General features: G+C 67.7%; 18 protein-coding genes. 4 read left to right on the top strand and 14 right to left on the bottom strand.

The genetic code is table 11. The annotated features are described in order from the left end of the window. Window positions 1–25: 25 nt before the first annotated feature. The 7 genes from ACIREO_RS37755 to ACIREO_RS37725 form a co-directional block, all read right to left on the bottom strand. On the bottom strand, window positions 26–1,204 hold the full coding sequence (locus tag ACIREO_RS37755; protein ID WP_404119062.1) for a DUF3500 domain-containing protein: 1,179 nt from the start codon (window positions 1,202–1,204) through the stop codon (window positions 26–28). A gap of 68 nt (window positions 1,205–1,272) precedes the next feature. After that, window positions 1,273–2,184 (bottom strand): hypothetical protein, encoded by a 912-nt coding sequence (locus ACIREO_RS37750; protein ID WP_404119060.1) that lies wholly within the window; start codon window positions 2,182–2,184, stop codon window positions 1,273–1,275. Window positions 2,185–2,189: 5 nt separating this feature from the next. Next, window positions 2,190–3,842 carry a thiamine pyrophosphate-binding protein gene (locus ACIREO_RS37745; RefSeq protein ID WP_404119058.1) on the bottom strand — a complete coding sequence of 551 codons (1,653 nt, stop codon included), beginning with the start codon at window positions 3,840–3,842 and terminating at the stop codon, window positions 2,190–2,192. Continuing rightward, window positions 3,839–4,909 (bottom strand): amidohydrolase family protein, encoded by a 1,071-nt coding sequence (locus ACIREO_RS37740; protein ID WP_404119056.1) that lies wholly within the window; start codon window positions 4,907–4,909, stop codon window positions 3,839–3,841. The genes ACIREO_RS37745 and ACIREO_RS37740 overlap by 4 nt, the downstream gene beginning before the upstream one ends. 59 nt (window positions 4,910–4,968) lie before the next feature. Further along, on the bottom strand, window positions 4,969–5,829 hold the full coding sequence (locus tag ACIREO_RS37735; RefSeq protein ID WP_404119053.1) for an HpcH/HpaI aldolase/citrate lyase family protein: 861 nt from the start codon (window positions 5,827–5,829) through the stop codon (window positions 4,969–4,971). After that, on the bottom strand, window positions 5,826–6,509 hold the full coding sequence (locus ACIREO_RS37730) for an SRPBCC domain-containing protein (protein ID WP_404119050.1): 684 nt from the start codon (window positions 6,507–6,509) through the stop codon (window positions 5,826–5,828). Before ACIREO_RS37730 ends, ACIREO_RS37735 begins: the two co-directional genes overlap by 4 nt. 159 nt (window positions 6,510–6,668) lie before the next feature. Continuing rightward, a complete protein-coding gene (locus tag ACIREO_RS37725) occupies window positions 6,669–7,463 on the bottom strand; it encodes an ABC transporter ATP-binding protein (RefSeq protein WP_404119047.1) in 795 nt (264 codons plus the stop codon). A gap of 694 nt (window positions 7,464–8,157) precedes the next feature. On the opposite strand from ACIREO_RS37725, the gene ACIREO_RS37720 reads away from it, so the two are divergent. After that, window positions 8,158–9,159: an ABC transporter substrate-binding protein gene (locus ACIREO_RS37720; protein WP_404119045.1), complete on the top strand. Its 1,002-nt coding sequence runs from the start codon at window positions 8,158–8,160 to the stop codon at window positions 9,157–9,159. Window positions 9,160–9,206: 47 nt separating this feature from the next. Here the strand turns inward: ACIREO_RS37720 and ACIREO_RS37715 are convergent, their stop codons facing one another. The 4 genes from ACIREO_RS37715 to ACIREO_RS37700 form a co-directional block, all read right to left on the bottom strand. Further along, window positions 9,207–10,310: an ABC transporter substrate-binding protein gene (locus tag ACIREO_RS37715; RefSeq protein WP_404119043.1), complete on the bottom strand. Its 1,104-nt coding sequence runs from the start codon at window positions 10,308–10,310 to the stop codon at window positions 9,207–9,209. Between the two features lie 78 nt (window positions 10,311–10,388). Continuing rightward, window positions 10,389–11,261 carry an amidohydrolase family protein gene (locus ACIREO_RS37710; protein ID WP_404119041.1) on the bottom strand — a complete coding sequence of 291 codons (873 nt, stop codon included), beginning with the start codon at window positions 11,259–11,261 and terminating at the stop codon, window positions 10,389–10,391. Window positions 11,262–11,325: 64 nt separating this feature from the next. After that, complete coding sequence (locus tag ACIREO_RS37705; protein ID WP_404119039.1) at window positions 11,326–12,222, bottom strand: hypothetical protein; 897 nt, start codon at window positions 12,220–12,222, stop codon at window positions 11,326–11,328. A gap of 381 nt (window positions 12,223–12,603) precedes the next feature. Then, window positions 12,604–13,314: a GntR family transcriptional regulator gene (locus tag ACIREO_RS37700; RefSeq protein ID WP_404119037.1), complete on the bottom strand. Its 711-nt coding sequence runs from the start codon at window positions 13,312–13,314 to the stop codon at window positions 12,604–12,606. Between the two features lie 880 nt (window positions 13,315–14,194). Here ACIREO_RS37700 and ACIREO_RS37695 point away from each other — a divergent pair. The 3 genes from ACIREO_RS37695 to ACIREO_RS37685 all read left to right on the top strand — a co-directional run bounded on the left by ACIREO_RS37695 (window position 14,195) and on the right by ACIREO_RS37685 (window position 18,377). Next, window positions 14,195–15,340, top strand: coding sequence for an ABC transporter substrate-binding protein (locus ACIREO_RS37695; protein ID WP_404119035.1), 1,146 nt, complete (start codon window positions 14,195–14,197; stop codon window positions 15,338–15,340). 206 nt (window positions 15,341–15,546) lie between these two features. Then, window positions 15,547–17,217 carry an ABC transporter permease gene (locus tag ACIREO_RS37690; protein WP_404119033.1) on the top strand — a complete coding sequence of 557 codons (1,671 nt, stop codon included), beginning with the start codon at window positions 15,547–15,549 and terminating at the stop codon, window positions 17,215–17,217. A gap of 17 nt (window positions 17,218–17,234) precedes the next feature. Continuing rightward, entirely contained in the window at window positions 17,235–18,377 is a 1,143-nt protein-coding gene (locus tag ACIREO_RS37685) for an ABC transporter ATP-binding protein (RefSeq protein WP_404119030.1), read from the top strand. Between the two features lie 93 nt (window positions 18,378–18,470). Here ACIREO_RS37685 and hydA read toward each other — a convergent pair whose 3' ends face one another. The 3 genes from hydA to ACIREO_RS37670 form a co-directional block, all read right to left on the bottom strand. Further along, complete coding sequence (gene hydA, locus ACIREO_RS37680) at window positions 18,471–19,868, bottom strand: dihydropyrimidinase (RefSeq protein ID WP_404119028.1); 1,398 nt, start codon at window positions 19,866–19,868, stop codon at window positions 18,471–18,473. A 98-nt stretch (window positions 19,869–19,966) separates the two neighbouring features. After that, window positions 19,967–21,250: an aspartate aminotransferase family protein gene (locus tag ACIREO_RS37675; RefSeq protein WP_404119026.1), complete on the bottom strand. Its 1,284-nt coding sequence runs from the start codon at window positions 21,248–21,250 to the stop codon at window positions 19,967–19,969. Continuing rightward, complete coding sequence (locus tag ACIREO_RS37670; RefSeq protein ID WP_404119024.1) at window positions 21,247–22,089, bottom strand: nitrilase-related carbon-nitrogen hydrolase; 843 nt, start codon at window positions 22,087–22,089, stop codon at window positions 21,247–21,249. Before ACIREO_RS37670 ends, ACIREO_RS37675 begins: the two co-directional genes overlap by 4 nt. Between the last annotated feature and the right edge of the window lie 95 nt (window positions 22,090–22,184).

Below are 22,184 nucleotides of genomic sequence, written 5' to 3'. Positions count from 1 at the left end.
CCTCTTGCTACAGGGACTGGGGGGCTCAGGCCTGGCGGCCGGGGTGTGCCGTCCGCGGTTCGTGGTGCCGCTCGTGGTGCCGGCGCAGCAGGTCGACGCCGAAGTCGTTGCCGTTGGGGGTACGGACGACGGTGTGGATGTGCCGGCGCGAGTGATAGTCGTTGTCGAAGAGCACGCCGGGCATGTGCTCGAACTCGACGAGGATCACCGGGCTGTGGAAGCGGTAGTAGAAGGTGCCGTCGGGGTCCCCGACCCAGCCGAAGTGGGTGTCCCCCAAGTGGGCCAGCACCTCCTCCATGCGCACGCGGGCATGGTGGTCGCCGGCCCGGTTCACGTACAGGCCGAGGAGCTGGAGCGCGGTGTCCCGCTGACCGGTGGACATCTCGCTCAGCCGCAGCCCCTGGTAGTTGAGCTCGAAGTTGTCCCGGAAGGCTCCGGCGAACAGCTCCGACGGCATCATGTCCGCGATGACGGCCCGCTCCCGCCGCCGGCCGTCGAGCTGGGTGAACAGCTCGTGCCCGAGTGCCTCCTCGCCCCGGAAGGCCACCGTGCCCGCGTACTTCCCGGAACCGGCGATCACCGGTTCGGCGCCGAGGAAGGTGGGGGTGAGGACCATCTGGTCCCCCACGAACACGCAGTTGACGTTGACGTGGTGTCCGTCGAGCTGCCAGCCCCACGGGCCGCCGTTCTCCGGCTCCCCGTAGAGGGAGAACCAGTACAGCCACTCGTTGAGTCCGTGCGTGTTGTCGCTCAGCTCGCCGATGGTGAGGTTGAGGCGCATCAGGTCGACCATCTGGCGGTACCCGTCCGCGCTGAGGCTCTCCCGTATGACGGCCAGGGCCCGATTGCGTCCTGCGCCGTCGAGCTCCTCCAGGCAGATGCCGTGGCGCAGGAAGTACCGGGCGCCGTTGTTCCAGTGGCGCCAGCTCACGTCGTCCATCGGGAACCGGCCCTCGGCGAGCTGCTTCTCCGTCAGGCCCGCCAGGTAGTCCTCCGCCGCCAGGTACACCTTGCTGATGTCCGCACCGGTGTCGCGCAGCGGGAACAGTCCCGGCTGGATGCCGTCCGACGTGGCGACCCCCCGGAACGGCTCGTTCGCCGCCTTCACCCGCCAGGCGACCTTGTCGAGCAGGTCGGGTGTCCAGATCTCCGGCTTACGCGTGGGCGGGTTGCCCCGCTTGCGCAGCCCTACCGGCTCTCCCATCGCTGCCCCTCCTCTCGGTGTTCCTTCGCGGTGCGCCGCTGAGCGGCGCACCCGGGTCGATCGCCCTCTCACGTGTCGAGGAAGGCTGTCTTCTCCTCGATCGCGGCGACGTCGACCGGCTGACTGATGAGGTTCTGCTCCTGGGCGTACCGTCCGGCGATGTCCAGGCAGGCGGTGAGTGAGTCGCTCCATCCGGCTGTGACCGCGCGTCCGGCGGGTGAGTCGTCACGCTCGTACGCGGTGTCCGCGATCGCCTGCTTCAGGGCCTGGTAGAAGGCGAGTACGGCGTCCGGGCGGGTGCGCAGGACGTCGTCGCGTACCACCAGCAGATGGTTGGCCGGGATCGTCCCGTGCCGCTCGGTCCACGCGAGGCCCGCGTTCTCGGCGTCGGCGACGAGCGGGGCCAGTCCCGCCCCCTGCCCGCCGATCGCCTTCGGGCCGAGCACCGCCGCGGAGACGTCGTGGGAACGCAGCAGGTCCACGACCCGGCCGGCCTTTGACCGCTCCACGTTGGGAGGGTTGACGTACTGGGCGACATGGACGTCCTCGGTGGTCACCCAGGTGACGTCGGAGGACTTGACCCCGTACTCCTCCTGGAGCCAGCCGCGCACCCACAGGCCCGTGGTCTGGCCGTAGGCACGCACACCCACGCGCCGGCCCACGAGGTCCCCGGGGGCGATCTCCGGGCTCTGAGGCAGCCGGGTCAGGGAACGGTGATGGGTGCTTCCCACCAGCACGGCCGGCAGCAGGGTGAGGGGGATGCCGGCGTCCCGGGCCTGGAGGAAGGTGGCCATCGGCATCTCGCAGATGTCGTAGGCCAGATCGCGGACCATCCGGGCGAAGGCCGGGGGCAGCGGGGAGGACTCCGGGTACCGGCAGTCCACCCCGTCCACGGGGACCGTCCCGTCCTTCAGCGGCCGGGTGTGCGGGTGGTTGCCCAGCAGTACGGTCAGCGGTGTCGTCGGGTGTGTCTGGCTCATGCTGCTCACACGTCCTCTCCGTACTGGATACGGCGGTAGGGGGTGCTGAGCACCTCGCGGGTGATGCGGACGTCGATCACGGTGGGCCGGGGGGACCGCACATACTCCGCCAGCGCGTCGCGCAGCTGCTGCGCGGTGCGGACCGTGGCCCCGCCGCCTCCCAGCGCCTGGGCGACCGTGCCCAGTTCGGGTGTGGAGATGGTCGCGAGCTCGGGGTCGAGGCCCTTCGCTTCCGCCTTGTGGTACTCGGCGCCGAGGCCCTGGTCGTTCATCACGACGACCAGCAGCGGGATGTCGTACCGGCACGCCGTCTCGAACTCGGACAGGTGCATGATGAAGCTCGCGTCGCCCTCCACCACGAAGCCCGGTTTGTTGCCCTTGGCGACCATCTGGCCCATGGCGATCAGCGGGGCCTGGCCGATGGCGCCGAACATGCCGTAGTTGGAGAGCACGTCGCGGGAACGCTGGAAGAGCATGGTGCCGAAGTCGGTCTGGTGCCCGCTGCCCAGCACAAGCCCCATCTCGCCCGGGAGTTCGTGATCCAGAGTCCAGATGGCCTCGCGCGGGTCGAGCCTGCCCGGCTCCTGCACGTACTCCGGCTGCTGGAGCCGGCCGGTCAGGTGCTGACGCACCTGGTCGGTGTGGTAGCCCTCCAGCTGGACGGACCGCTCCCGAAGCACCCGGGTCAGCTCGCCCAGCGCGGTGACCGCGTCCGCCTGCAGATAGCAGTCCGCCCCCTTGCCGTTACCCATCACCAGGTGCGGGGCGGTGTCGATCTGGATGTACTTGGCCTCGGGATAGAGGTAGCCGCTCTCGATGGTGTAGTGGTTCAGGCTGGCGCCCACCGCGATCACGCAGTCGGCCTCCTGCAGCAGCTCCATCGACAGCTTGTCGCCGAACAGCCCCGACAGTCCGACATGGAAGTCGGTGCGGTCGCACAGCCAGTTCTTCGCCTGCAGGGTGGTGGCCAGCAGGCCGCCGGTCCGCTCCTGGAGTGCGAGGATCTCCTCGCCGGAATCCGCCTTGCGCGCACCCCGCCCGGCGATGATCACCACACGCTTGGCGTCCTGGATCAAGTCGCAGGCGGCCTGGACCCTGGACGGGTCGGGCAGCAGCCGGGGCTTCTCGATCAGGGCGGTGGACGGTACGTAGTTCTCGTCGTAGTCGTCCAGTTCGGCGACCTGGACGTCGAAGGGGGCGCTGATCATGACCGGCCTGGACTTCGTCCGTGCCAGGTAGAAGGCGTCCCGCACCGCGTCCTGGGCGTTCTCGGGCCGGGTCACCTGGATGAACTCGCACTCGATGGCGGCGGCGAAGCGCCGCTGGTCCAGGTACTGGGTGGCACCCTCGTCACCCAGCGGGGTCTCCCCGCAGAACGCGACCAGCGGGGTGCCCGCCCGGCTCGCACAGAGCATCGAAGTCGCCAGCTGCGACACACCAGGACCACTGGTCGTGGTGACCACACCCGGCTGTCCCGAGCCACGCGCCCAGCCGTCCGCCATACCGAGGCCGGAACCCTCGTGCCGCACCTCGTACAACCGCACCCCGCGGTCGGCGAGAGCGGCCATCCAGTGCATGTTCGCATCGCCCATCATGCCGAAGACATCGCTGGTGCCTTCCTTGACGAACGCCTCGGCCAGTGCTTCGTAGACCTTCACTTCTGGGACTCCTTCACGTTCGCCGCGGCCGTGGCCCGCGTTTTCAGGACGCCGTCGAGCCGTGAGAAGACCCGGAGTGCGTTGCCTCCGTAGACCGCCTGCCGGTCGGTGTCACTCAGGCTGTCGATGGAGTCGAGGGTGTACTTGGTGTCGTCGAACCGCCGCCCGGTCTCCGGGTCCACGCTGCGGACGGCGCCGATCATCTCCGAGGCGAACAAGACGTTCTCGGTGGGGATGATGTCGAGCAGGAGCTCCATGCCGCGCTTGTGGTACACGCAGGTGTCGAAGTAGACGTTGCGCAGGATCGACTCCTCCAGCGGCGGCCGGCCGCGGTCCTGCATCATTCCGCGGTAGCGGCCCCAGTGGTACGGAACCGCTCCCCCACCGTGCGGCAGGATCAGTTTCAGCGTCGGGAAGTCCTTGAACAGGTCCGACTCACACAACTGCATGAACGCCGCGGTGTCACCGGCCAGATAGTGGGCGCAGGTGCCCTGCATCGCCGGGTTCCGGGACATCGCGACATGGACCATCGCGGGGACGTCGAGCTCGACCATCTTCTCGTACAGCGGGTAGTACACCCGGTCCGTCAGCGGCGGCGCCTGGTAGTAGCCGTCCGAGGGGTCCGGGTTGAGGAGGCAGCCCACGAAGCCCAGCTCCTCGACGCAGCGCTCCAGTTCGACAACAGAGTTGCGCACGGAGGCAGGCAGTGCGTCGCCCGGGGACTGCGGAAGCTGGCACACACCCACGAACCGCTCGGGGAAGAGGCCGCACACCCGGGCGATCAGGTCGTTGCTGGCGCGCGACCAGTCGAGGCTGGTCTGCTCGTCGCCGTAGTGGTGGGCCATCTTGCCCGCGCCCGGCGAGAAGATGGTGAGGTCGGTACCGCGCTCGGTCTGCAGCTTCAGCTGCCCGTTCTCGATCGCGGTGCGGATCTCGTCGTCGCCGATGTGCAGCTCGTCGGGCGAGACCCGGGCGCCGGACTCCTCGAACGCCCGAATCTGCTTCTCCCGCCACTTCCCCAGCGCGGGGGGCGCCGTGGTGAAGTGGCCATGACTGTCGATGATCACGAATTACTCCGATACGTGCGTTGCGGTGGTCGCGTCGTGTCCGGCAGGGGCGACACGCGTCAGCTGCGGCCGGTCAGCTCCCGGGCCTTGAGCAGGCCGGGGTAGGTGCGCACCGGCGCCGACATCAGGAACCGGTAGCCGTCAGCGAGGACCTGCTCGACGTTGCCGGCCGTCACGTGCGGGTGACCTACCGCGACCCCGCGTTCGTTGCAGATGTCGAGAATCTGCCGCTTGCACTCAAGAACGCGCGGGTGTTCGTACTGGCGGGGAAAGCCCAGTTCCTGGCTCATGTCACCCTCGCCGATCAGGACCAGCCCGATCCCCGGCACCTGGTCCAGGATGTCCGGCAGGTTCTTGATGCCGAGCTGGTCCTCGATCATGAGACCCACCAGGATCTCTCCGTCCGGGGCAAGCGGCCACACGTCCGCCCTCGCGTAGTACTCGATGTTCGAGATGCCCCAGTAGCGCGTCGCCGCGTGCGGGCCGTCCCCGCGCAGGTCGGCCGGTTCGTGACGGGGGGCATCGGGCAAGCGCGGGTAGCGGCAGGCGGCGACGGCGTTACGGGCCTCCTCCACCGTGGAGATGTGCGGCCAGATGATGCCGAACGCACCGAGGTCGAGTGCCTGCTTCGCGTGCCACTGCGCCTTCTCCGCACCGTTGGCGGGGATGCGCACGAGCGGGGTGACGTCCGGTGCGAGGCTGTCCGCCTCGAAGACCCGACGCCTGCTCAGCAGGTACTGGAAGCTGTCCTTCAGCGCGTTGATGTCCCAGGGCTTGTGCTCCATCTCGAACACCACGGCGTCGTAGTCCGAGTTGCTCAGCTCGACCGCGGACGTCGGATCGGCCGCGGAGAAGGTCGCGAGGACGTGCTCACCCGCGTCCAGAGCGCCGATCACCTTGTTGAACCTGGACGTTGTCATCGCCGACCTCCCTGGCCGAGTGATTCACCGGAGCTCTTTCCTGATCGCCTCGTCGCCTGCGGCTGCCCCTGGCGTCGTGGCCGGCGTCCTGCCCACCACGCCCGCAAGCGGGCGAACAGGCCGGTCGGCCGGGGCGCAACCGTGTCCGCTCCCGCCGGCGCCGCCGCCCGCGGCTCGGCGGTGGCCGCCGCGGCCGGGGCGGGAGAGGCTGCGGTGAGTGGCTCGGCCGGCGCCGCACACTTCTCGACGAGCTGGTCGGTGAACTCCTTCGTCATCCTGGAGACCACCATCCCCGCGCCCGACTCGATCAACTTGGCCAGCTTCCCGTTGAGTTTGATCTCGCCGTCACAGAAGACCCGCGAAGTGCCCGAGGTTTCTCCCTCGACGACCCGGAACGTGGCGCCGGCACTGAAGCGGGTGGCTCCCTGCCCGTCCGCGCCGCGAGCTGTGAGCCGGCCCTCATGCGCGGACTCGTCCAGGTCCAGGGAGATCCGGGCGGCGAACTTGACCCGGAGACCGCCGAACCTGATGGCCAGAGTGCCGTCGAAGGACCCGTCGTCGTGCGACGCCCCGAGTTCGGCGCCGCCGATGCAGGAGACGACGGCTGACGGATCGGAGATGACCTCCCAGACACGTTCGGGCGGACTCGGAACGACGATCTCTTCCGTGATCGATATCAAAGCTGTGAACCTCACTCGGCGGCAGGCGCGACGTCAGGGGGAAATGGGCATGACGGCACAACCGGCGTGGCGACTTGGCGGCTTGGGGCGCGGAACTCCGGGCGCCGGGCCTGGGGCCCGCGCGGGTTAGGTGCCTCGGTGGTGGAGGGGCTCAGCCGCTTAAGCGGCGGCCTTCCGCTCGGCGGCGAAGAGACCCCAGAGGTCGTTGTAGAGCTCCGAGAACTCCGGCGACTCGACCAGCGAACCGATCTGGCGCGGACGTTCGAAGGGGACCTGGATGACACGTCGGATCGTGCCGGGGCCCTTGGACATCACGACGACCTCGTCGGCCAGGTAGATGGCCTCGTTGAGGTCGTGCGTGACGAAGATCAGAGTCCCGTTCTGCTCACGCCAGATGTTGAGCAGTTCCTGCTGGAGCTCGAGCCGGGTGATGGCGTCGAGCGGCCCGAACGGTTCGTCCATGAGCACGATGGACGGGTTGTAGATCAGCGCCCGCGCGATCGCGCAGCGCTTCTGCATTCCGCCCGACAGCTCCCGGGGGAAGTGATGCTCGAATCCGGTCAGACCGACGAGCTCGACCCACTGGGCCACCCGCTCTTCGCGCTCCTCCTTGGGAACCTTGCGGAACTTCAGCGCCAGCCCGATGTTGGCCTGGACACTCAGCCAGGGCAGCAGGTGTGACTGCTGAGTCACGTACGCCGCATCCGAGTTGACGCCGGTGACCGGTTCGCCCGCGTAGTGGACCTGCCCCTCCGTGGGAGTGAGCAGTCCGGCGGCCAGGTTGAGGATGGTGCTCTTACCGCACCCGCTGGGTCCGATCACGGCCACGACTCTGCCGCGGTCGACTTTGAACGACACGTCCTCGATCGCCGGCCGGTGAGTCCCGGGAAACTCCAGCGTGACGTGCTCGAGACGGAGTGCCTCCGAGTGGGAGTTGCGCTGTGTGGTCGACATATCTGTCTCCTCGGCCTCCTCCTCGCAAGAGATGAAGCGGGGGCCATGCGCTCGCGCCTGTGGCGGCGTTCGTGGGTGGCGGTGCTGTGACAGTGGTGCGTCCGATGCACGCGAACGAGCATCGAGGTCGGCTGGGTTCTCCTGCTGATGCAGCCATCGGCGACGCTTGGCGCCGCCGAGATTGTCTGACAACCAATGATGGGAAGCTAACACCGCCACTCAGGTGGCACAAGAAGCCTGCAGGAAGAACCTGTCATTCACAGAATCCGCGAGCGATCCGACTGGGTACTGTCGAACAATCACGCCTCATTGCCAAGGCGTCACGAGACACGACTGGTCGATACACCAGCATCTGTCCTGGAGATGCCGGTGTGTCCGCTGCCGCCGCACCAAGCATTGTCGAACAAACCGAGCCTCCAGTGCGGCAAGCGACGTAGCCGGGCGTGCATTTCCCGCACACACCTTGCCGGGGTAAGCCCCAGGGGTTACGTTCCCTACAGTTCTTGTCCAACAATCCCAGCCCCCGACCGGACTGTCCTCATACGGGCCGGGCACCGAGGCGCACCGCTGCCACGTGTCGCGGTGCGATGCGCGGCCAGGCGCCGGCGACAGGAGAACCCTGATGAAGCTCCGTCCCAGATGTCTTCCGCCCGTCGCGGGCCGCTTACCATCGGTGTTCGCTTCCAGGCGTTCCGTGACGTCCGCGGCAGCCATGGTGCTCTGCTCGACCCTGCTGACGGCATGCGGTGACTCCGCGGCGGACGACGCGGGCGGAGGCGGCACGGTCACCGTCGGCGTAGCGGGCAACATCTTCGACGTGCCGCTTCGGGTGGCAGAGGCCCAGGGCTACTTCAGCAAGCGGGGGCTACACGTCAGGTTCGTGACCGTGACGGCCGCCACCGGTACGCCGGCCCTGCAGTCGGGTTCCCTTCAGATCCTCAACTCCAGTCCGACCAGTTTCCTGGGCGCCCTCGCGAAGGGGCTTCCGGAGATCGCGGTCGGAGCGGACGGGCTCGGCAATCCGCTCGGCCTTGTCGTGTCCAACACCTTCGCTCAGCAGCAGGGGCTGACCGCCAAGTCCCCGTCGGACGAGGTGGCCAAGGCGCTGGCAGGTTCGACCGGCGGTTCCAGCTCGGCGAACACGAAGGCCGAGGCCGAGATCTTCCTCAGGAACAACGGAGTCGGCCCGGGCGAGGTGGAGTGGGTCTCGTTGCCCAGTCCCAGCGCGGACAGGGCCGCACTCGACGACGGCCGGATCGACTGGTTCATCACCTCGGAACCGCTCCCGCTGCAGATCCAGCACTCCGGGGAGGGCGTCGTGGTGGCCACCTCCCGGTCGGTGCCCGAGTGGGCCGGCCAGTTCGCCGGCTACGGACAGGTCCTGGTGACCAACAAGGGTTTCGCCGATCAGCACACCGGAACGGTCGAGAAATTCGCCGCCGCGGTGCAGGAAGGGACCGCCTACCTGGCCGAGCACGCGAACGATCCGTCCGTCGTGCCGGTGGCGAAAGAGGCGCTGCCCGGCGTCCCCGATCCAGTGGTGCAGGCCGGCCTCGAAGAGGTCGAATGGCCACTGTTCGCGGACATGGACGCGGCGACGTGGCGGAAGACGTTCACCTTTGTCGACAAACTGGGCGCCCTTCCGGCAGGGGCCGAGATCACCACGGACGACTGGACCAACACGTACCTACGGTGAGACGGCCCCGCGCCGCGAGCCGCTTGTGCCGCGCGGTGGCGGCCGGATCAATCGATATTCGTGCCGAGCGCCTTCTCTCCCTTGGGGAAGAAGGCCGTGAGCTGGTTGTACTCATCGAGCGACGCGGTCGGATACCACTCCAGGTTCGCCTTGCAGATCGCTTCGAGTACGGGGATGCCACTCGGGTCCGAACAGTCGGTGTTCACCGGAATTCGGGAGTTGTACGTCTTCGCCAGCGCGTTCTGCGCCGCGCCCGAAGACAGGAACGAGGTGAGCAGCGCACCGGCGGCAGGGTGCGGAGCGCCCTTCGGGACGTAGAGGTACGACTCGTTGGCACTGGTCGGCGAGAGGGGAGCCACCTCGACGGGCACACCCTTCTCCTTCGCCTCGAGAACCAGGTTGATGAGGCTGGTGCCGATGCTCGCCTGTCCTGACTCGACCGGTGCCTCCGACTGGGTCGTGTTCGGTGTGAAGTGCGGCTTCTGTGCGGCGAACTTCTTGGCCCATGCGAGCGCCTTCGCTTCGCCCATGGACGGGTCGGCGTCCCACACAGTGAGAAACGATGCCCGCGATTCCGCCGAGATCCGGCCACCGGACCACCTGGGGTCGAGCAGGTCGTCCCAGGTCTTCGGCGCGTCGGCCGCCTTCACCTTGTCGGTGTTGTAGGCCCACACCTTCGGAACCGCCCAGATGTAGACCAGGTTCCTCTCGAAGACGTTCTCGGAACCGATCCCGTAGCGCGACCAGTCGATGTCGTCCGCCATGGCAGCGGACGGGACCACGGTGAGTCCGCCGGCGTTGGCCACGTCGACCGACACCTTCCGGGCGGCCTGTTCCATCCTGAGCTGGCTCACCTGGTCGGGAGCCTTGGTGTTGGTGTACTTGACCTTGATGCCGGGGTACCTCTTCTCGAAGAGGTCGATCGCCGGCTGCATCTGCTCCTGCGGCTTGGGGACCGACCAGTCGACCTCGCCCTCCTTCTCGGCCTGCTTCACCAGGGCGCTCATCGATGCCGGGAGATCGGCGCTCTCGACCGTCCTCCCGCAGCCGGACATACCGACCACGGTGACCAGCACGGTGGCTGCGGTCAGTGCGAGCCTCCCGTGGCCCGGAGGCATCCTGCCGCTCTTCACGGGGAGGGTGGCGGCCAAGCGCCTCGGGGTTCCGCTCTTCCGTTCCTGTCCCATCGCCATTCCGTCCTCAAGTGGTGTCCACCGTCGCGGGGGCGGTCAGTGGCTGTCGGTTGTCACAGGTACGTCGTAGACACGGGCTGCGTTGCCACCGAGGAGGTTCGCCCGCCCCTCCGGTGTCATCCAGGTCAGGCAGCTCTCGATCGAGTCACGCAGGTCCTGGAGGGTGCCCGCGGAAGCCGGAAAGTTCGATCCCCACATCAGGCGCTCGGTACCGAACATGCCCGCCAGGCGTCGCAGAACCTCGGTGACGTCGGCGCCCGGTTCGCCCTCAAGCCGGCTCAGTGCCGGCGGCGTGATCTTGAGATGGACCCCGGGGAAGCGGGCCAGCTGCCCGATCTCACCGAGCTGCGGGTACGTGGGCCCGCCACTGGCGTCGGGGCGCCCGGCGTGGTCGAGCAGCACGGTCAACGCCGGGTGTGCGTCGAGGACGTGGAGAAGCTTGGCGGTGTCCTTCGAGTGCATCTGCACGCACACCGGCACCCCGCGGCTCTCCACGTAGTCCCAGACCGAGCTCATACGTTCGTCCGAGAGTCCGGCACCCGGTGTGGGCACCTTCGTGGTGCCGTCGGACACACGGATGCGGACACCGCTGAAGCCCCGCTCCTCGATCCAGTGCCGGAGGTCCGGCACAGCCGAATCGGAAAGGAAGTCGACCGCGCAGACGCCGACCAGTCGGTCCGGAAACTCGGCCAGGGCATCAGCCGCGTACCGGTTGTCGAATCCGTACATGGTCGACGCGTGCACGAGTGCCGCCCGCTCGATCCCCGCGGCATCGAGGTGTCGGATCAAGCCGGAGATGTCGACGGGCCGGGTGCGGGACCACTCCGACTGGCGCCCACCGAGCGGCTGGACCGGGTAGGCGTCCGTGTCGCTCGAGATGGCGTGGGTGTGGGTGTCGAAACAGTGCATCAATTCTCCTCCGAGCGGTGTCGCTGAAGCGTCGTACGTCGGGCCGTCCCACCCCGCGAGCAGGTCACGGCTTGCCCACGTAGCGGTGGAAGTCGGCAAAGAGGTCTGCTGCGTCCAGGTCACTCTTGATGAGTCCCTGCTCGCGGGCGTAGCGGATGGCGGTCCTGAGGGTGGCCAGGAGCGTCTCGCCGGCACCGTGCTGCACCACGAGCTCGCGGGTCGAACCGGTGGGCTCGGAGGGGCGAGCGACGTCGATACCGGCACAGAGTGCCTGGTAGACCCCACGGACGAGGTCCGGATCGGACTCGAGGAGGTCCTTCCGCACGACAGCGAGGTGGTTCACCGGAACCCAGCCGTGGTTCGCGAGGAACCCGTCCTGCTGGGCCTTCCAGTCCGCGATGAGAGGAACCAGTCCGTCCACATGATCGGCCGATCGGGCACCCATGACGACTGCGGCGAGGTCCTCGTCCCGCAGGGCGTCCACCAGCCGGCGCGACGTGCGCTCGACATTGGAGGGCTCGGGTGCGGCATCGACGTGCGATCCTTCCGTGGTCACCCATGTGACGTCCTGTGCCCGCACCCCGTAGGTGTCGCTGAGCACACCACGGACCCAGAGGCCCGTCGTCTGGCTGTAGGCCCGCACACCGACCCGTCGTCCGCGCAGGTCTTCCGGGCGGAGGCGGCTCTCGCCGCCCCAGACGGAGATCGACCGGTGGTGGAAGTTGCCATGGAGGACCACGGGCAGCGCGGCGACCGGGACGCCGGCCTCGACGGCCTGCAGCAGGGTGACGATGGCGAGTTCGGAGACGTCGTATCGCAGTTCGCGGACCATGGGCGCGAACGCCCGGTGGATCGGCTCGATTCCGGGGAAGTCCAGATCGCAGCCGGGGACCTTCAGAGCGCCGTCCAGGAGCGGCTCGGTGTGAGGGTAACGACGCAGCGCCATCGTGAGACGCGTCATCGCACGCCCCGTCCACAGTCACGGCGAAGACCTGCGTTACGGCGGTGTTGGCTGCTCATCTCAGTTCTCCTCATCGAGAGGTTGTTGCACAATGTGGGGGAAACTAACAGTCGTTTCACCGCAGATACAAGGCTGCGTAACGAGAATCGTCAAACAATCTGGGCGAGTTGGCGTGAAGCGGTAGCTTCGGTTCCGAGGGGAGGCGGGCGCGGCACCGACAGGCGGGTGTCGACTTCCGGCCGGGGCCGGCCGAAGGAGCGGTCGGCACGGAGTGCGACCGCTCGGGGACCTGCACGCAGGCCGGAGCGGTGCTCCTGGCGGCGGCTCAGCCTTCGGACAGCTTCCGGTGCCCCGGCACGGCGCCGTTCACCGGGCCGGGAGTCACGGCTGGGAGTGGGTACCGGGGGCGCTTCGGTCCTCGGTGGACCGGGTGTTCAACAACAACGCCCGTCTCGCGGAGGCGACATGGTGTCGCATCGCGGCGGCGGCGGCATCGGGGTTACGGGTCTGCAGCGCTGCGAGGATGGCGCGGTGCTCGTTGAGTGAGTTCGCCCGCGGGTGGGTCCGCGTCAGATCGCGAAACTGCCGCATGACCAGGGGGTACACGAGGACATCGACAAACCCTGAGAGGATCGGCTGCCGGGCGACGGTCCGCACGTGTTGGTGAAAGCGTCTGTTGAGACTGGAGTAGTCGGCTTCGGCGCGGGCGTTCTCCGCCTCACCCATCCGCTGACAGATGCCGGTGAGCTCCTCGATCTCGGACTCGGTCGCGGATGTGGCCGCCTTCCCGGCCAGCGCGGATTCGAGCACCTCGCGCGCCTCGAGGACGGCAGCCGCCTCCTCCAGTGTGAACACGCGTGTTCTGACACCCCGGTTGGGCTCACTGGTGACATAGCCCTCCTGTGCGAGCCGGACCAGAACCGACCGGATGGTGCCGCGCGAGACATCGAGCCGACTCGTCAGCTCCGCCTCGGTGAGCCGGACGTTCGGTCCGAAGTGTCCCGAGACGATGAGGCTGCGCAGGTCCTGATAGGCCGTCGTGAACCTGCTTGAGGGTGAGGAATCGGGCATGCTCGAACCCCGCTCGCTCATGGACCGCACGCTCCTCGCTCTCGTACTTCACGGACGCAAGCAGCGCGTCGCGAGCCCCGGCGCAGAACCACGAAGTGGCGCTCCGAACCATGTACGTGCACGTCGGGAGCCCTCGCCGGAGGCTCTTTGTTTGACAATGCGACAGAAATTTAACAGGGCGCGGCACTCGAGTACAAGGCCTAGCCCTCACACGATGTGACGATTGTTTGACAATTTTTCCGCGACTCACTGACGGATCGCCACAGCGGTGAGACGACGGCACGACGGCCGCATCCTGGGGTGAACCGCCGGGGACGTGTCGACCACTCACGCCTATTGTCCAACAACGAGGGGCGCCGCAGCGTCGACCAGACTACCGAACCGTGGCAGCCACTGCCCCCTTCACATGGCTGGACGGCGCCCGCCCAAGCGCGGGACAGGCTGAAATGGCGAGCGCCCGGGAATTTCGTACGACAGGGTTCACGGCAGACGGAGCCGGTGCTACGGTCCATTTTGTTCGACAAAGCGCTTGAGCTGTGCGTGACGGTCACCAGACAGTCGACCCAACCGTCGCCCCGTCGCCGCAGCATGGCGCCTGCCCACATCGACCAGAGTCCGTCGCCGGCCCCAGAACCACTGCCGTCGGCGTGCGGATCACATATGCCGCCGACGCTCGTGGTGCCGGCGCGGTGATCCCGCCGTCGGCGACTTCGGCCCACACCTGACGCAAGGCACCCGGCGGACCGCGTGTGAGCACTCGGCCGGGGTGGCCAGTGTTCTCCACGCGCTCCGTACTGCCGGAAACAGGCGTTCCCGCAGCGCGGCGCGTAAATGCGAAGTGCCGCGCACGACGACGACCAGGTGCCCGGCAGAACGTCGGCCGCGAACCCCAGAGGAGGGGATGGCGATTAGTCACATCGTGAAGAGCAAGGTGCTACGGCGCGATGCTTCCTGCTTCGTCGCGAAGGTAGCGGCCGGGCCTCCCCCACGCCGACGGGCCGCCATGGCGGCGGCGCTCGCGCTGTTGACGACGGCCGCCGCGACGGGTTGCGGAGCGGGAGACGAGCAGCCCGAGCTCCCCTCGTCCAAGGCCGCCCTGGTGAAGCAGGCGCAACAGGACGGCGAGGTCAACTGGGCGTCCTGGAACCCGGAAGCGCAGATGCAGCCCGCCATCGACCTGTTCGAGAAGACGTACCCCGGCATCACGGTCAAGTACACCAACATCAAGGCGCCGGACCAGGTGAGCCAGCTCAGGATGGAGCAAGCCGCCGGGAAGGTGTCGATCGACGTGGCGAACGCCGGCGGACTCACCATGAGCCCTGCGGTCAAGCTGGCCGGTGACGTCGACTGGTCGGAGTACGGCATCGAGGCGGAAGACATCTTCGCCAAGAACTTCGTCTACGTCTGGGCCACACCCAAGGTCTGGGCCTACAACACCGACAAGGTCGAACCGGCCGACGTGCCGAAGACCTGGGACGATCTGCTCGACCCCAAGTGGTCCGGTGGCCGGATCTCGGCCGAGTCGCGCGCATCCTTCATGTCCGTCTGGGAGCTGGACGACGCGATGGGCCAGGCCAAGGCGCTGGCATGGGCCAAGAAGTTCTCCGCCCAGGACCCCCACTACTCGCCGAACGTCACCCAGGCCGAAGCGCCCGTCGAGTCGGGCGAAGTGAGTATCGGGACCAGCCTCGCCAGCCTGGTCCTCGCCGCGAAGGACAAAGGCGCTCCCGTCGACATCGCACCGATCTCACCGACCAGCGCCAGCGAGTCCTACCTCTATGTGCCGAAGGGGGCCCCGCACCCGGCTGCGGCGGCACTCCTCACCTCGTTCCTGTCGTCCGAAGAGGCCCAGCAGTTGCTCGGGAAGACCTACAACTCCCGGATCCCCGTCGACACCGACTGCTCGGATACGGACGGCACCGCCGTCCTTCGAGCCCTGTGCAAGGCGGACCTGGAGTGGTACGGCACCAAGACGATCGAGAAGTACAGAACGCTCTCCGCCTTCTATCCCGAGGTGGAGATGGAATTCGGGACCGATGTCGGCTAGGGACATGAAGGAAGCGAATCACGGAGGCCGGACGCGGGGCTTCCGAGTTCGACCGAGCCGGCCACGACCAACACCATGTGCAGAACTGGAGGTCCACCATGGTCCTGAAGACTGAAGAAACACCACCCGCACCGGCCAAGGAATCTCCGAGGACTCCGGACACCCGTTCCGATGCGAAAATGCCGAGGGTTTCTTCAGCCGCAGGCATGCTGCTGAACCTGGCCATGATCGTCCTGGTCGGATACCTGGTCCTCGTCCCCCTCGCGATCCTGATCTACAGCAGCCTGAAGCCGTCCACCACCGATCTGCCCTTCGACGTTCCCGGCTTCTCCCTCGACAACTACTCCGCGGTCTTCGAGTCCAGCCGGCTGGGGTCGGTGACGCTCAACACCCTGATCTACGTGGTCGGCTCGCTCGTCGTCGCCCTTGTGCTCAGCCTTTCCCTCGCCTACCTGTTCGAGAGAACCGATATTCCCGGGCGCCGGGTGCTGAGTCCGCTCGCCCTCGCCCCGATGGCAGTTCCGGTCACGGTGATGGCGATAGCGTGGGCCCTGGTCGCCAATCCCGCGAATGGCCCTCTGGCCATCCTCATCCGAAAGCTCTTCGGCGTCCAGATCGACATCTATTCCATACCAGGGATGATTCTGGTCATGGGGATCTTCGGCGTCCCCAGCATGTATCTGATGATCGCCCCGGCCTTCGCCCGCCTCAATCCCGAGTTGGAGGAGGCCGCCGCGACGGTGGGCGCGCCCCTCCGGCGTCGCCTGCGGCTCATCGTTCTCCCACTCGTCGCGCCGGCGGTGTCGGCGTCCGCGATCCTCCTGGTCGTCGTGGCGCTGGAGGGGTTCGCCATTCCCGCGGTCCTCGGGCTGCCGGACAAGATCTTCGTCTTCAGCAGTCTCATCCAGTACTCGCTGCAGCCACCGGGAGGAATCCCCAACTACGGTCAGGCCAGCACCTACGGTGTCCTCATCCTCGCGGTGTCGCTCGTCATGCTCTTCGTGTACCGACGGCGCGTTCGCGACACACACCGTTTCCGGGTCGTGGTCGGCAAGGGCTACCGCCAGACCAGAGTGGGGCTGGGACGTTGGAGGATCCCCGTCTTCGTCGTCGTCTGCGTGTACATGTTCGTCGGCATCGTCCTGCCCATCCTGGCCCTGCTGTGGACGAGCTTCTCGCCGTACACCCGGCCTATCACCTGGTCAGGGCTCCAGTCGATGACGTTCGCGAACTACAGTCACCTGCTCTCCATTCCGGACATCGGCACAATCCTGCTCAACACGACGGAGGTCGTGCTGGTCACCGCCACGGTGACCACCGCGATGTCGGTGTGGATCGCGGTGGCGGCGTCACGACGCACGTTCCCTGGCAGCACGCTTCTGTTCGAGACCCAGTTCGCTGTCTTCGGGATTCCCAGCGTGGTGCTCGGCGCTTCCGTCCTGTTCCTCTATCTGTACGTTCCCATCCCGATCTACGGGACCGTGTGGATCATCATCGTCGCGCTGGTGACCCGGTTCCTTCCCCGCGGGTCGCGCATGGTGCAGACAGCAATGGTGCAGCTGGACGAAGGCCTCATGGAGGCCGCACGCGTCACCGGCGCGCGACCTTCCACCGTGACGCGGAGGGTGCTGCTCCCTCTCCTGCGACCGACCCTGTGGAAGACCTGGCTGTGGGTCTTCGCGCATGCGCTGGGCGAGCTCCCGATCGCGCTCCTGTTGACCAGTTCCGACAACCGCACCCTGGTGGTCGTCCTGTGGGACACCTTCACCTCCAGCGTCGACAACCCGACGGCGAGCGCCCTGGCGGTGGTCCTCGTGTTGATCTCGACCGCCGCGGTGTGGCTGGTCAACCGGCGCAGCACAGTGGAGGAGATATGAGAGAGAGGGCTGAAACGATGAGCATGGACACCGTGAACTCGATCGTCATCACGGAGTTGCGCAAGTCCTACGACCGAGTGGCCGGCAGCGAGACGACGTACGCGGTCGACGGTGTCTCCTTCGACGTTCCGAAGGGCCAGTTCGTCACCCTGCTCGGGCCCAGCGGGTGCGGCAAGACGACCACCCTTCGCTGTGTCGCCGGGCTCGAGCGGGCCACGGGCGGCCGGATCGAGATGGGCGGGCAGGTGGTGTTCGATGTGCCGCAGAAGCGCTTCGTCCGCCCCGAGGACCGCCCGATCGCGATGGTGCCCCAGTCCTACGGCATCTGGCCCCACATGACCGTGCTCGACAACGCGGCCTTCCCCATGCGGCACGGGCGGAACCGCCGCAGGGGTCAGGACATCCGCAAGCGGGCCATGGACATGCTCGACCAGGTGGGCCTGGCCGCCATGGCGGACCGATGGGCCACCCAGCTGAGCGGTGGACAACAGCAGCGCCTGGCGTTCGCCCGCGCTCTGCTCGGTGATCCCGAGGTCCTCCTCCTCGACGAACCGCTGTCGAACCTCGATGCGAAGCTGCGGGCCAAGCTCCGCCAGGAACTCAGGTCCTTCCAGGAGCAGTTCGGGGTCACCGCGCTCTATGTCACCCACGACCAGGCCGAGGCTCTCGCACTCTCCGACACGGTGGTCGTGATGAACCAGGGACACGTCGAGCAGATCGACAGGCCCGAACAGCTCTACGACCACCCGCGTTCGGCCTTCGTCGCCGACTTCATAGGGAACGCCAATCTGATTCCTGTGCAGGATGTCTCCGCACGTCGTGAAGGCGGCGTGATCGCGAAGACCGGCGTCGGGACGGTTCTCTGCCTCCGCTCGTCGGTCGAAGAGGACCACAGGACCGGCAGCGGCGGCTTCGTGTGCGTACGTCCCGAGAACGTGGAAGTGCGGACCACCTCGCAGCAGGAGACGCCGATGCTGGAGGACGACGAGTTCATCGGCACCGTGGAGACTTCCGAGTTCCTCGGCGACCGTCTCGAACTCGTGGTCCGGGCCGCAGACATACCGATCACGATCTCAGCTCGGGCCGGCCTCGGCTGCCGTCCCGGCGAGGACGTCGTGGTGAGGTTCGATCCGACCACGACCAGCTATCTGGCGAGTTGAGAGTGGGGTGGCGCGGCGCCTGGGTCCCACGACGTCCGCGTCATCCCGAACCGCACCGTGGCCTGGCGGTGAGGCATGCGGCTGCCGGACCGCTCACAGGTACTGGCTCAACCCCCGTGGCACGTAAGCCCCGTGGCCCGCGTGCCCAACGTAGGCGCGGCCCTCGATCACCGGGGCCCCGCGCGAGAGGACCGTCTCGACGCGCCCGGTGATCCGCTTGCCCTCGTACGCGGAGTAGTCGACGTTCATGTGATGTGTCTCGGCGGAGATCGTCTGCTCGGCCTCCGGGTCGTACACGACGATGTCCGCGTCCGCACCCGGCGCGATGGTCCCCTTCCGCGGGTAGAGGCCGAACATCCGGGCCGGTGCGGCGCAGGCGATCTCGATCCAGCGGCGGCGGGTGATGTGCCCGTCAACCACGGCCTGGTGCAGCAGATCCATCCGGTTCTCCACGCCGGGCATACCGTTGGGGATCTTCGAGAAGTCCCCCCGGCCCATCTCCTTCTGGCCCGAGAAGCAGAACGGGCAGTGGTCGGTGGAGACCACCTGGAGCTCGTTGTTCCGGAGCCCGCGCCAGAGTGCCTCCTGGTGCTCCCGGGGGCGCAACGGGGTCGAACAGACGTACTTCGCGCCCTCGAAGTCGGGCTCGGCGAGATTGTCCGTGGAGAGGAAGAGGTACTGCGGACAGGTCTCGCCGAAGACGGGGAGCCCCTTGTGGCGGGCGGCTGCGATCTCGGCGAGGGCCTCGTCGGCGGAGACATGGACGACGTACAGCGGAGCCCCGGCGACCCTCGCGAGCTGGACCGCGCGGTGCGTGGCCTCGGCCTCCAGCGCGACCTTGCGCACGTCGCCGTGGTGGCGCGGATCGGTGCGCCCCTCGGCGAGCGCCTGCTCGACCAGTACGTCGATGGCGATGCCGTTCTCCGCGTGCATCATGATCAGGCCGCCGTTGCCGGAGGCCCGCTGCATGGCACGGAGGATCTGGCCGTCGTCGCTGTAGAACACTCCCGGGTAGGCCATGAAGAGCTTGAACGAGGTGATGCCCTCCGCCACCAGGCGGTCCATCTCCTTGAGCGAGGACTTGTTCACATCCGAGAGGATCATGTGGAAGGCGTAGTCGACGGCGCAGTTGCCGTCGGCCTTCGCGTGCCAGGCGTCCAGCCCTTCGCGCAGCGAGCGGCCCATGGTCTGGATGGCGAAGTCGACGATCGTGGTGGTGCCGCCCCAGGCCGCGGCCCGGGTGCCGGTCTCGAAGGTGTCCGCGGCGTAGGTCCCGCCGAACGGCATCTCCATGTGCGTGTGCCCGTCGACGCCGCCCGGGATGACGTACTTCCCCGTGGCGTCGATCCTCCGGTCGGCGCTCCAGCCGGCCGCGACGTCGGTGCCGTGCGCGGCGAGGGCGACGACGCGTCCGCCCTCGATGAGCACGTCGGCGTGGATCTCGTCCGACGCGGTGACGACGAGGCCGCCGTGGATGACGGTGCGGCTCATGTAACCCTCCTCGCGGTGGCGGAACCGGCCTGTGCGCGCAGACCTGGTGCCTGATGACGTACGGGATGTGGGCCGCCCCGCTGCGGGGCGGCCCGCTCTCAGGTCGCCGCGTGCAGTGCCTCGCCCAGGATCTCCGCGCCCTCCTCGGCCTCGGCGACGGTGAGCGACAGGGGTGGCGCGATCCGCAGGACGCTGGTGTTGTGGCCGCCGCCCTTCCCGATGAGCAGTCCGCCCGCGCGAGCCGCTTCGAGTACGGCTGCCGCGGCCTCCGGATCGGCCTCGTCGGTGCCGGGCTTCACCAGCTCGATCCCGATCATGAGCCCTCTGCCCCGCACCTCCCGTACGGCCGGTGATCCCGCCGCGACCGCCCGGAGCCGCTCGATGAGCAGGCCGCCGACGCGGCGGGCGTTGCCCTGGAGGTCGTGCTCCAGCAGGTACGAGAGGTTGGCGAGCCCGGCCGCCATGGTGACCGGGGATCCGCCGAACGTCGAGATGGAGTTGGCGTCCAGGCAGTTCATGACGTCGGCCCGGGCGACGACTCCGCCGATGGACATGCCGTTGCCGATGCCCTTGGCGAAGGTCAGGATGTCCGGTGGCCCGCTCGAAGCGTGTGCCTGCCAGCCCCAGAAGTGGTCGCCCGTGCGCCCCCAGCCGGTCTGCACCTCGTCGGAAATCCAGAGGATGCCGTGCCGGTCGAGGACCTCGCGGAAGGCGGCGTACAGCCCGTCGGGGGGTGAGGTGAACCCGCCGACGCCCTGTACCGGTTCGGCGATCAGCGCGGCGGCGCCCCTGGTGTGCCCGAGCAGGTCCTCCAGGTCGGCGACGCAGGCCTTGATGAAGCGTTCGTCGCTCAGCTCCGCGTACGGTCCCCGGCTGCGGACGCCGCCATGGACGTACAGCGTCTGCAGCGGCGAGAGACTCGTCGTGGACCAGGACCTGTTGCCCGTGATCGACACGGCCGAGAACGACCTGCCGTGGTAGCTGTTGCGCATCGCCAGGATCTGGTTCGACCCGCGGTGGGCGGTGGCGAGCAGCAGGGCGGCGTCGTTGGCCTCGGTGCCCGAGGTGGTGAAGAAGACCCGGGCGTCGGGGATGCCGGAGAGGGTGGCGACCCGCTCGGCGAGCTCGACCATCGGGCGGTTGAGATAGAGGGTCGAGGAGTGGATGAGCCGGCCGGCCTGCTCGGTGACGGCCTTGGTCACCTCGGGCAGGGCGTGCGCGGTCATCGTGGTGAGGATGCCGCCGAAGAAGTCGAGGTAGCGGTTGCCGTCCGCGTCCCAGACATGGCGCCCCTCGCCGTGGGTGAGCTCCAGGGGGTGCCGGTAGTAGAGCGCCAGCCAGTCCGGGCTGACCGCGAGGTGCCGCTCGTGCAGCCCGGTCACGGCTCCACCAGCCCGTCGTACGCGTCCGGCCTGCGGTCCCGGTAGAACGCCCATTGCCGGCGGACCTGCTCGATCAGCCCGAAGTCCAGGTCGCGTACGACGAGTTCCTCCTCCTTGTCGCTCGCGACATCGCCGACGAACTGTCCGCGCGGGTCGACGAAGTAGCTCGTGCCGTAGAAGTCGTTGTCGCCGTACTCCTCCTGGCCGACGCGGTTGATCGCGGCGATGAAGTACTCGTTGGCGACGGCGGACGCGGGCTGTTCCAGCTGCCACAGATGGCCGGAGAGCCCGCGTGAGGTGGCCGACGGGTTGTAGACCAACTGGGCTCCGTTGAGTCCGAGTTGACGCCACCCCTCGGGGAAGTGCCGGTCGTAGCAGATGTAGACGCCGACCTTGCCGACGGCGGTGTCGAAGACCGGCCAGCCGGCGTTGCCGGGCTTGAAGTAGTACTTCTCCCAGAAGCCCTTGACCTGCGGGATGTGGTGCTTGCGGTACTTGCCGAGGTACGTGCCGTCGGCGTCGATGACCGCCGCGGTGTTGTAGTAGAAGCCGGACTGCTCGACCTCGAAGACCGGCACGACGATCACCATGCCCGTCTCCCGGGCGAGGTCGCGCATGCGCACGACCGTCGGCCCGTCCGGGACGGGTTCGGCCCAGCGGTAGTGCTCGGGCTCCTGGACCTGGCAGAAGTAGGGGGCGTTGAACACCTCCTGGAAGCCGATGATCCTCGCACCCTGCCGGGCGGCCTCGCGTGCGTGTTCCTCATGCTTGGCGATCATGGATTCGGTGTCGCCGGTCCAGGTCGCCTGGACGAGTGCGGCGCGTACGACGTGGGACATGAGCTGCTCCTTCGACGCGGCGTCAGAGAGCCTCTACGTTCTCTACGCCCGTAGACACGGTGCATAGGAGGAGAACGTAATCCCCGTCACACAAC

Source organism: Streptomyces sp. NPDC102441 (genome assembly GCF_044765585.1).
In the GTDB taxonomy this organism is placed as follows: domain Bacteria; phylum Actinomycetota; class Actinomycetes; order Streptomycetales; family Streptomycetaceae; genus Streptomyces.
This window is presented reverse-complemented; position numbering and strand designations above follow the sequence as displayed.

Coding starts and splice junctions, on each gene's coding strand:
- ACIREO_RS37755 (WP_404119062.1), bottom strand. CDS start 1,204: ATGGGAGAGCCGGTAGGGCTGCGCAAGCGGGGCAACCCGCCCACGCGT.
- ACIREO_RS37750 (WP_404119060.1), bottom strand. CDS start 2,184: ATGAGCCAGACACACCCGACGACACCGCTGACCGTACTGCTGGGCAAC.
- ACIREO_RS37735 (WP_404119053.1), bottom strand. CDS start 5,829: ATGACAACGTCCAGGTTCAACAAGGTGATCGGCGCTCTGGACGCGGGT.
- ACIREO_RS37725 (WP_404119047.1), bottom strand. CDS start 7,463: ATGTCGACCACACAGCGCAACTCCCACTCGGAGGCACTCCGTCTCGAG.
- ACIREO_RS37710 (WP_404119041.1), bottom strand. CDS start 11,261: ATGCACTGTTTCGACACCCACACCCACGCCATCTCGAGCGACACGGAC.
- ACIREO_RS37705 (WP_404119039.1), bottom strand. CDS start 12,222: ATGACGCGTCTCACGATGGCGCTGCGTCGTTACCCTCACACCGAGCCG.
- ACIREO_RS37700 (WP_404119037.1), bottom strand. CDS start 13,314: ATGAGCGAGCGGGGTTCGAGCATGCCCGATTCCTCACCCTCAAGCAGG.
- ACIREO_RS37695 (WP_404119035.1), top strand. CDS start 14,195: ATGGCGATTAGTCACATCGTGAAGAGCAAGGTGCTACGGCGCGATGCT.
- ACIREO_RS37690 (WP_404119033.1), top strand. CDS start 15,547: ATGCTGCTGAACCTGGCCATGATCGTCCTGGTCGGATACCTGGTCCTC.
- ACIREO_RS37685 (WP_404119030.1), top strand. CDS start 17,235: ATGAGCATGGACACCGTGAACTCGATCGTCATCACGGAGTTGCGCAAG.
- hydA (WP_404119028.1), bottom strand. CDS start 19,868: ATGAGCCGCACCGTCATCCACGGCGGCCTCGTCGTCACCGCGTCGGAC.
- ACIREO_RS37670 (WP_404119024.1), bottom strand. CDS start 22,089: ATGTCCCACGTCGTACGCGCCGCACTCGTCCAGGCGACCTGGACCGGC.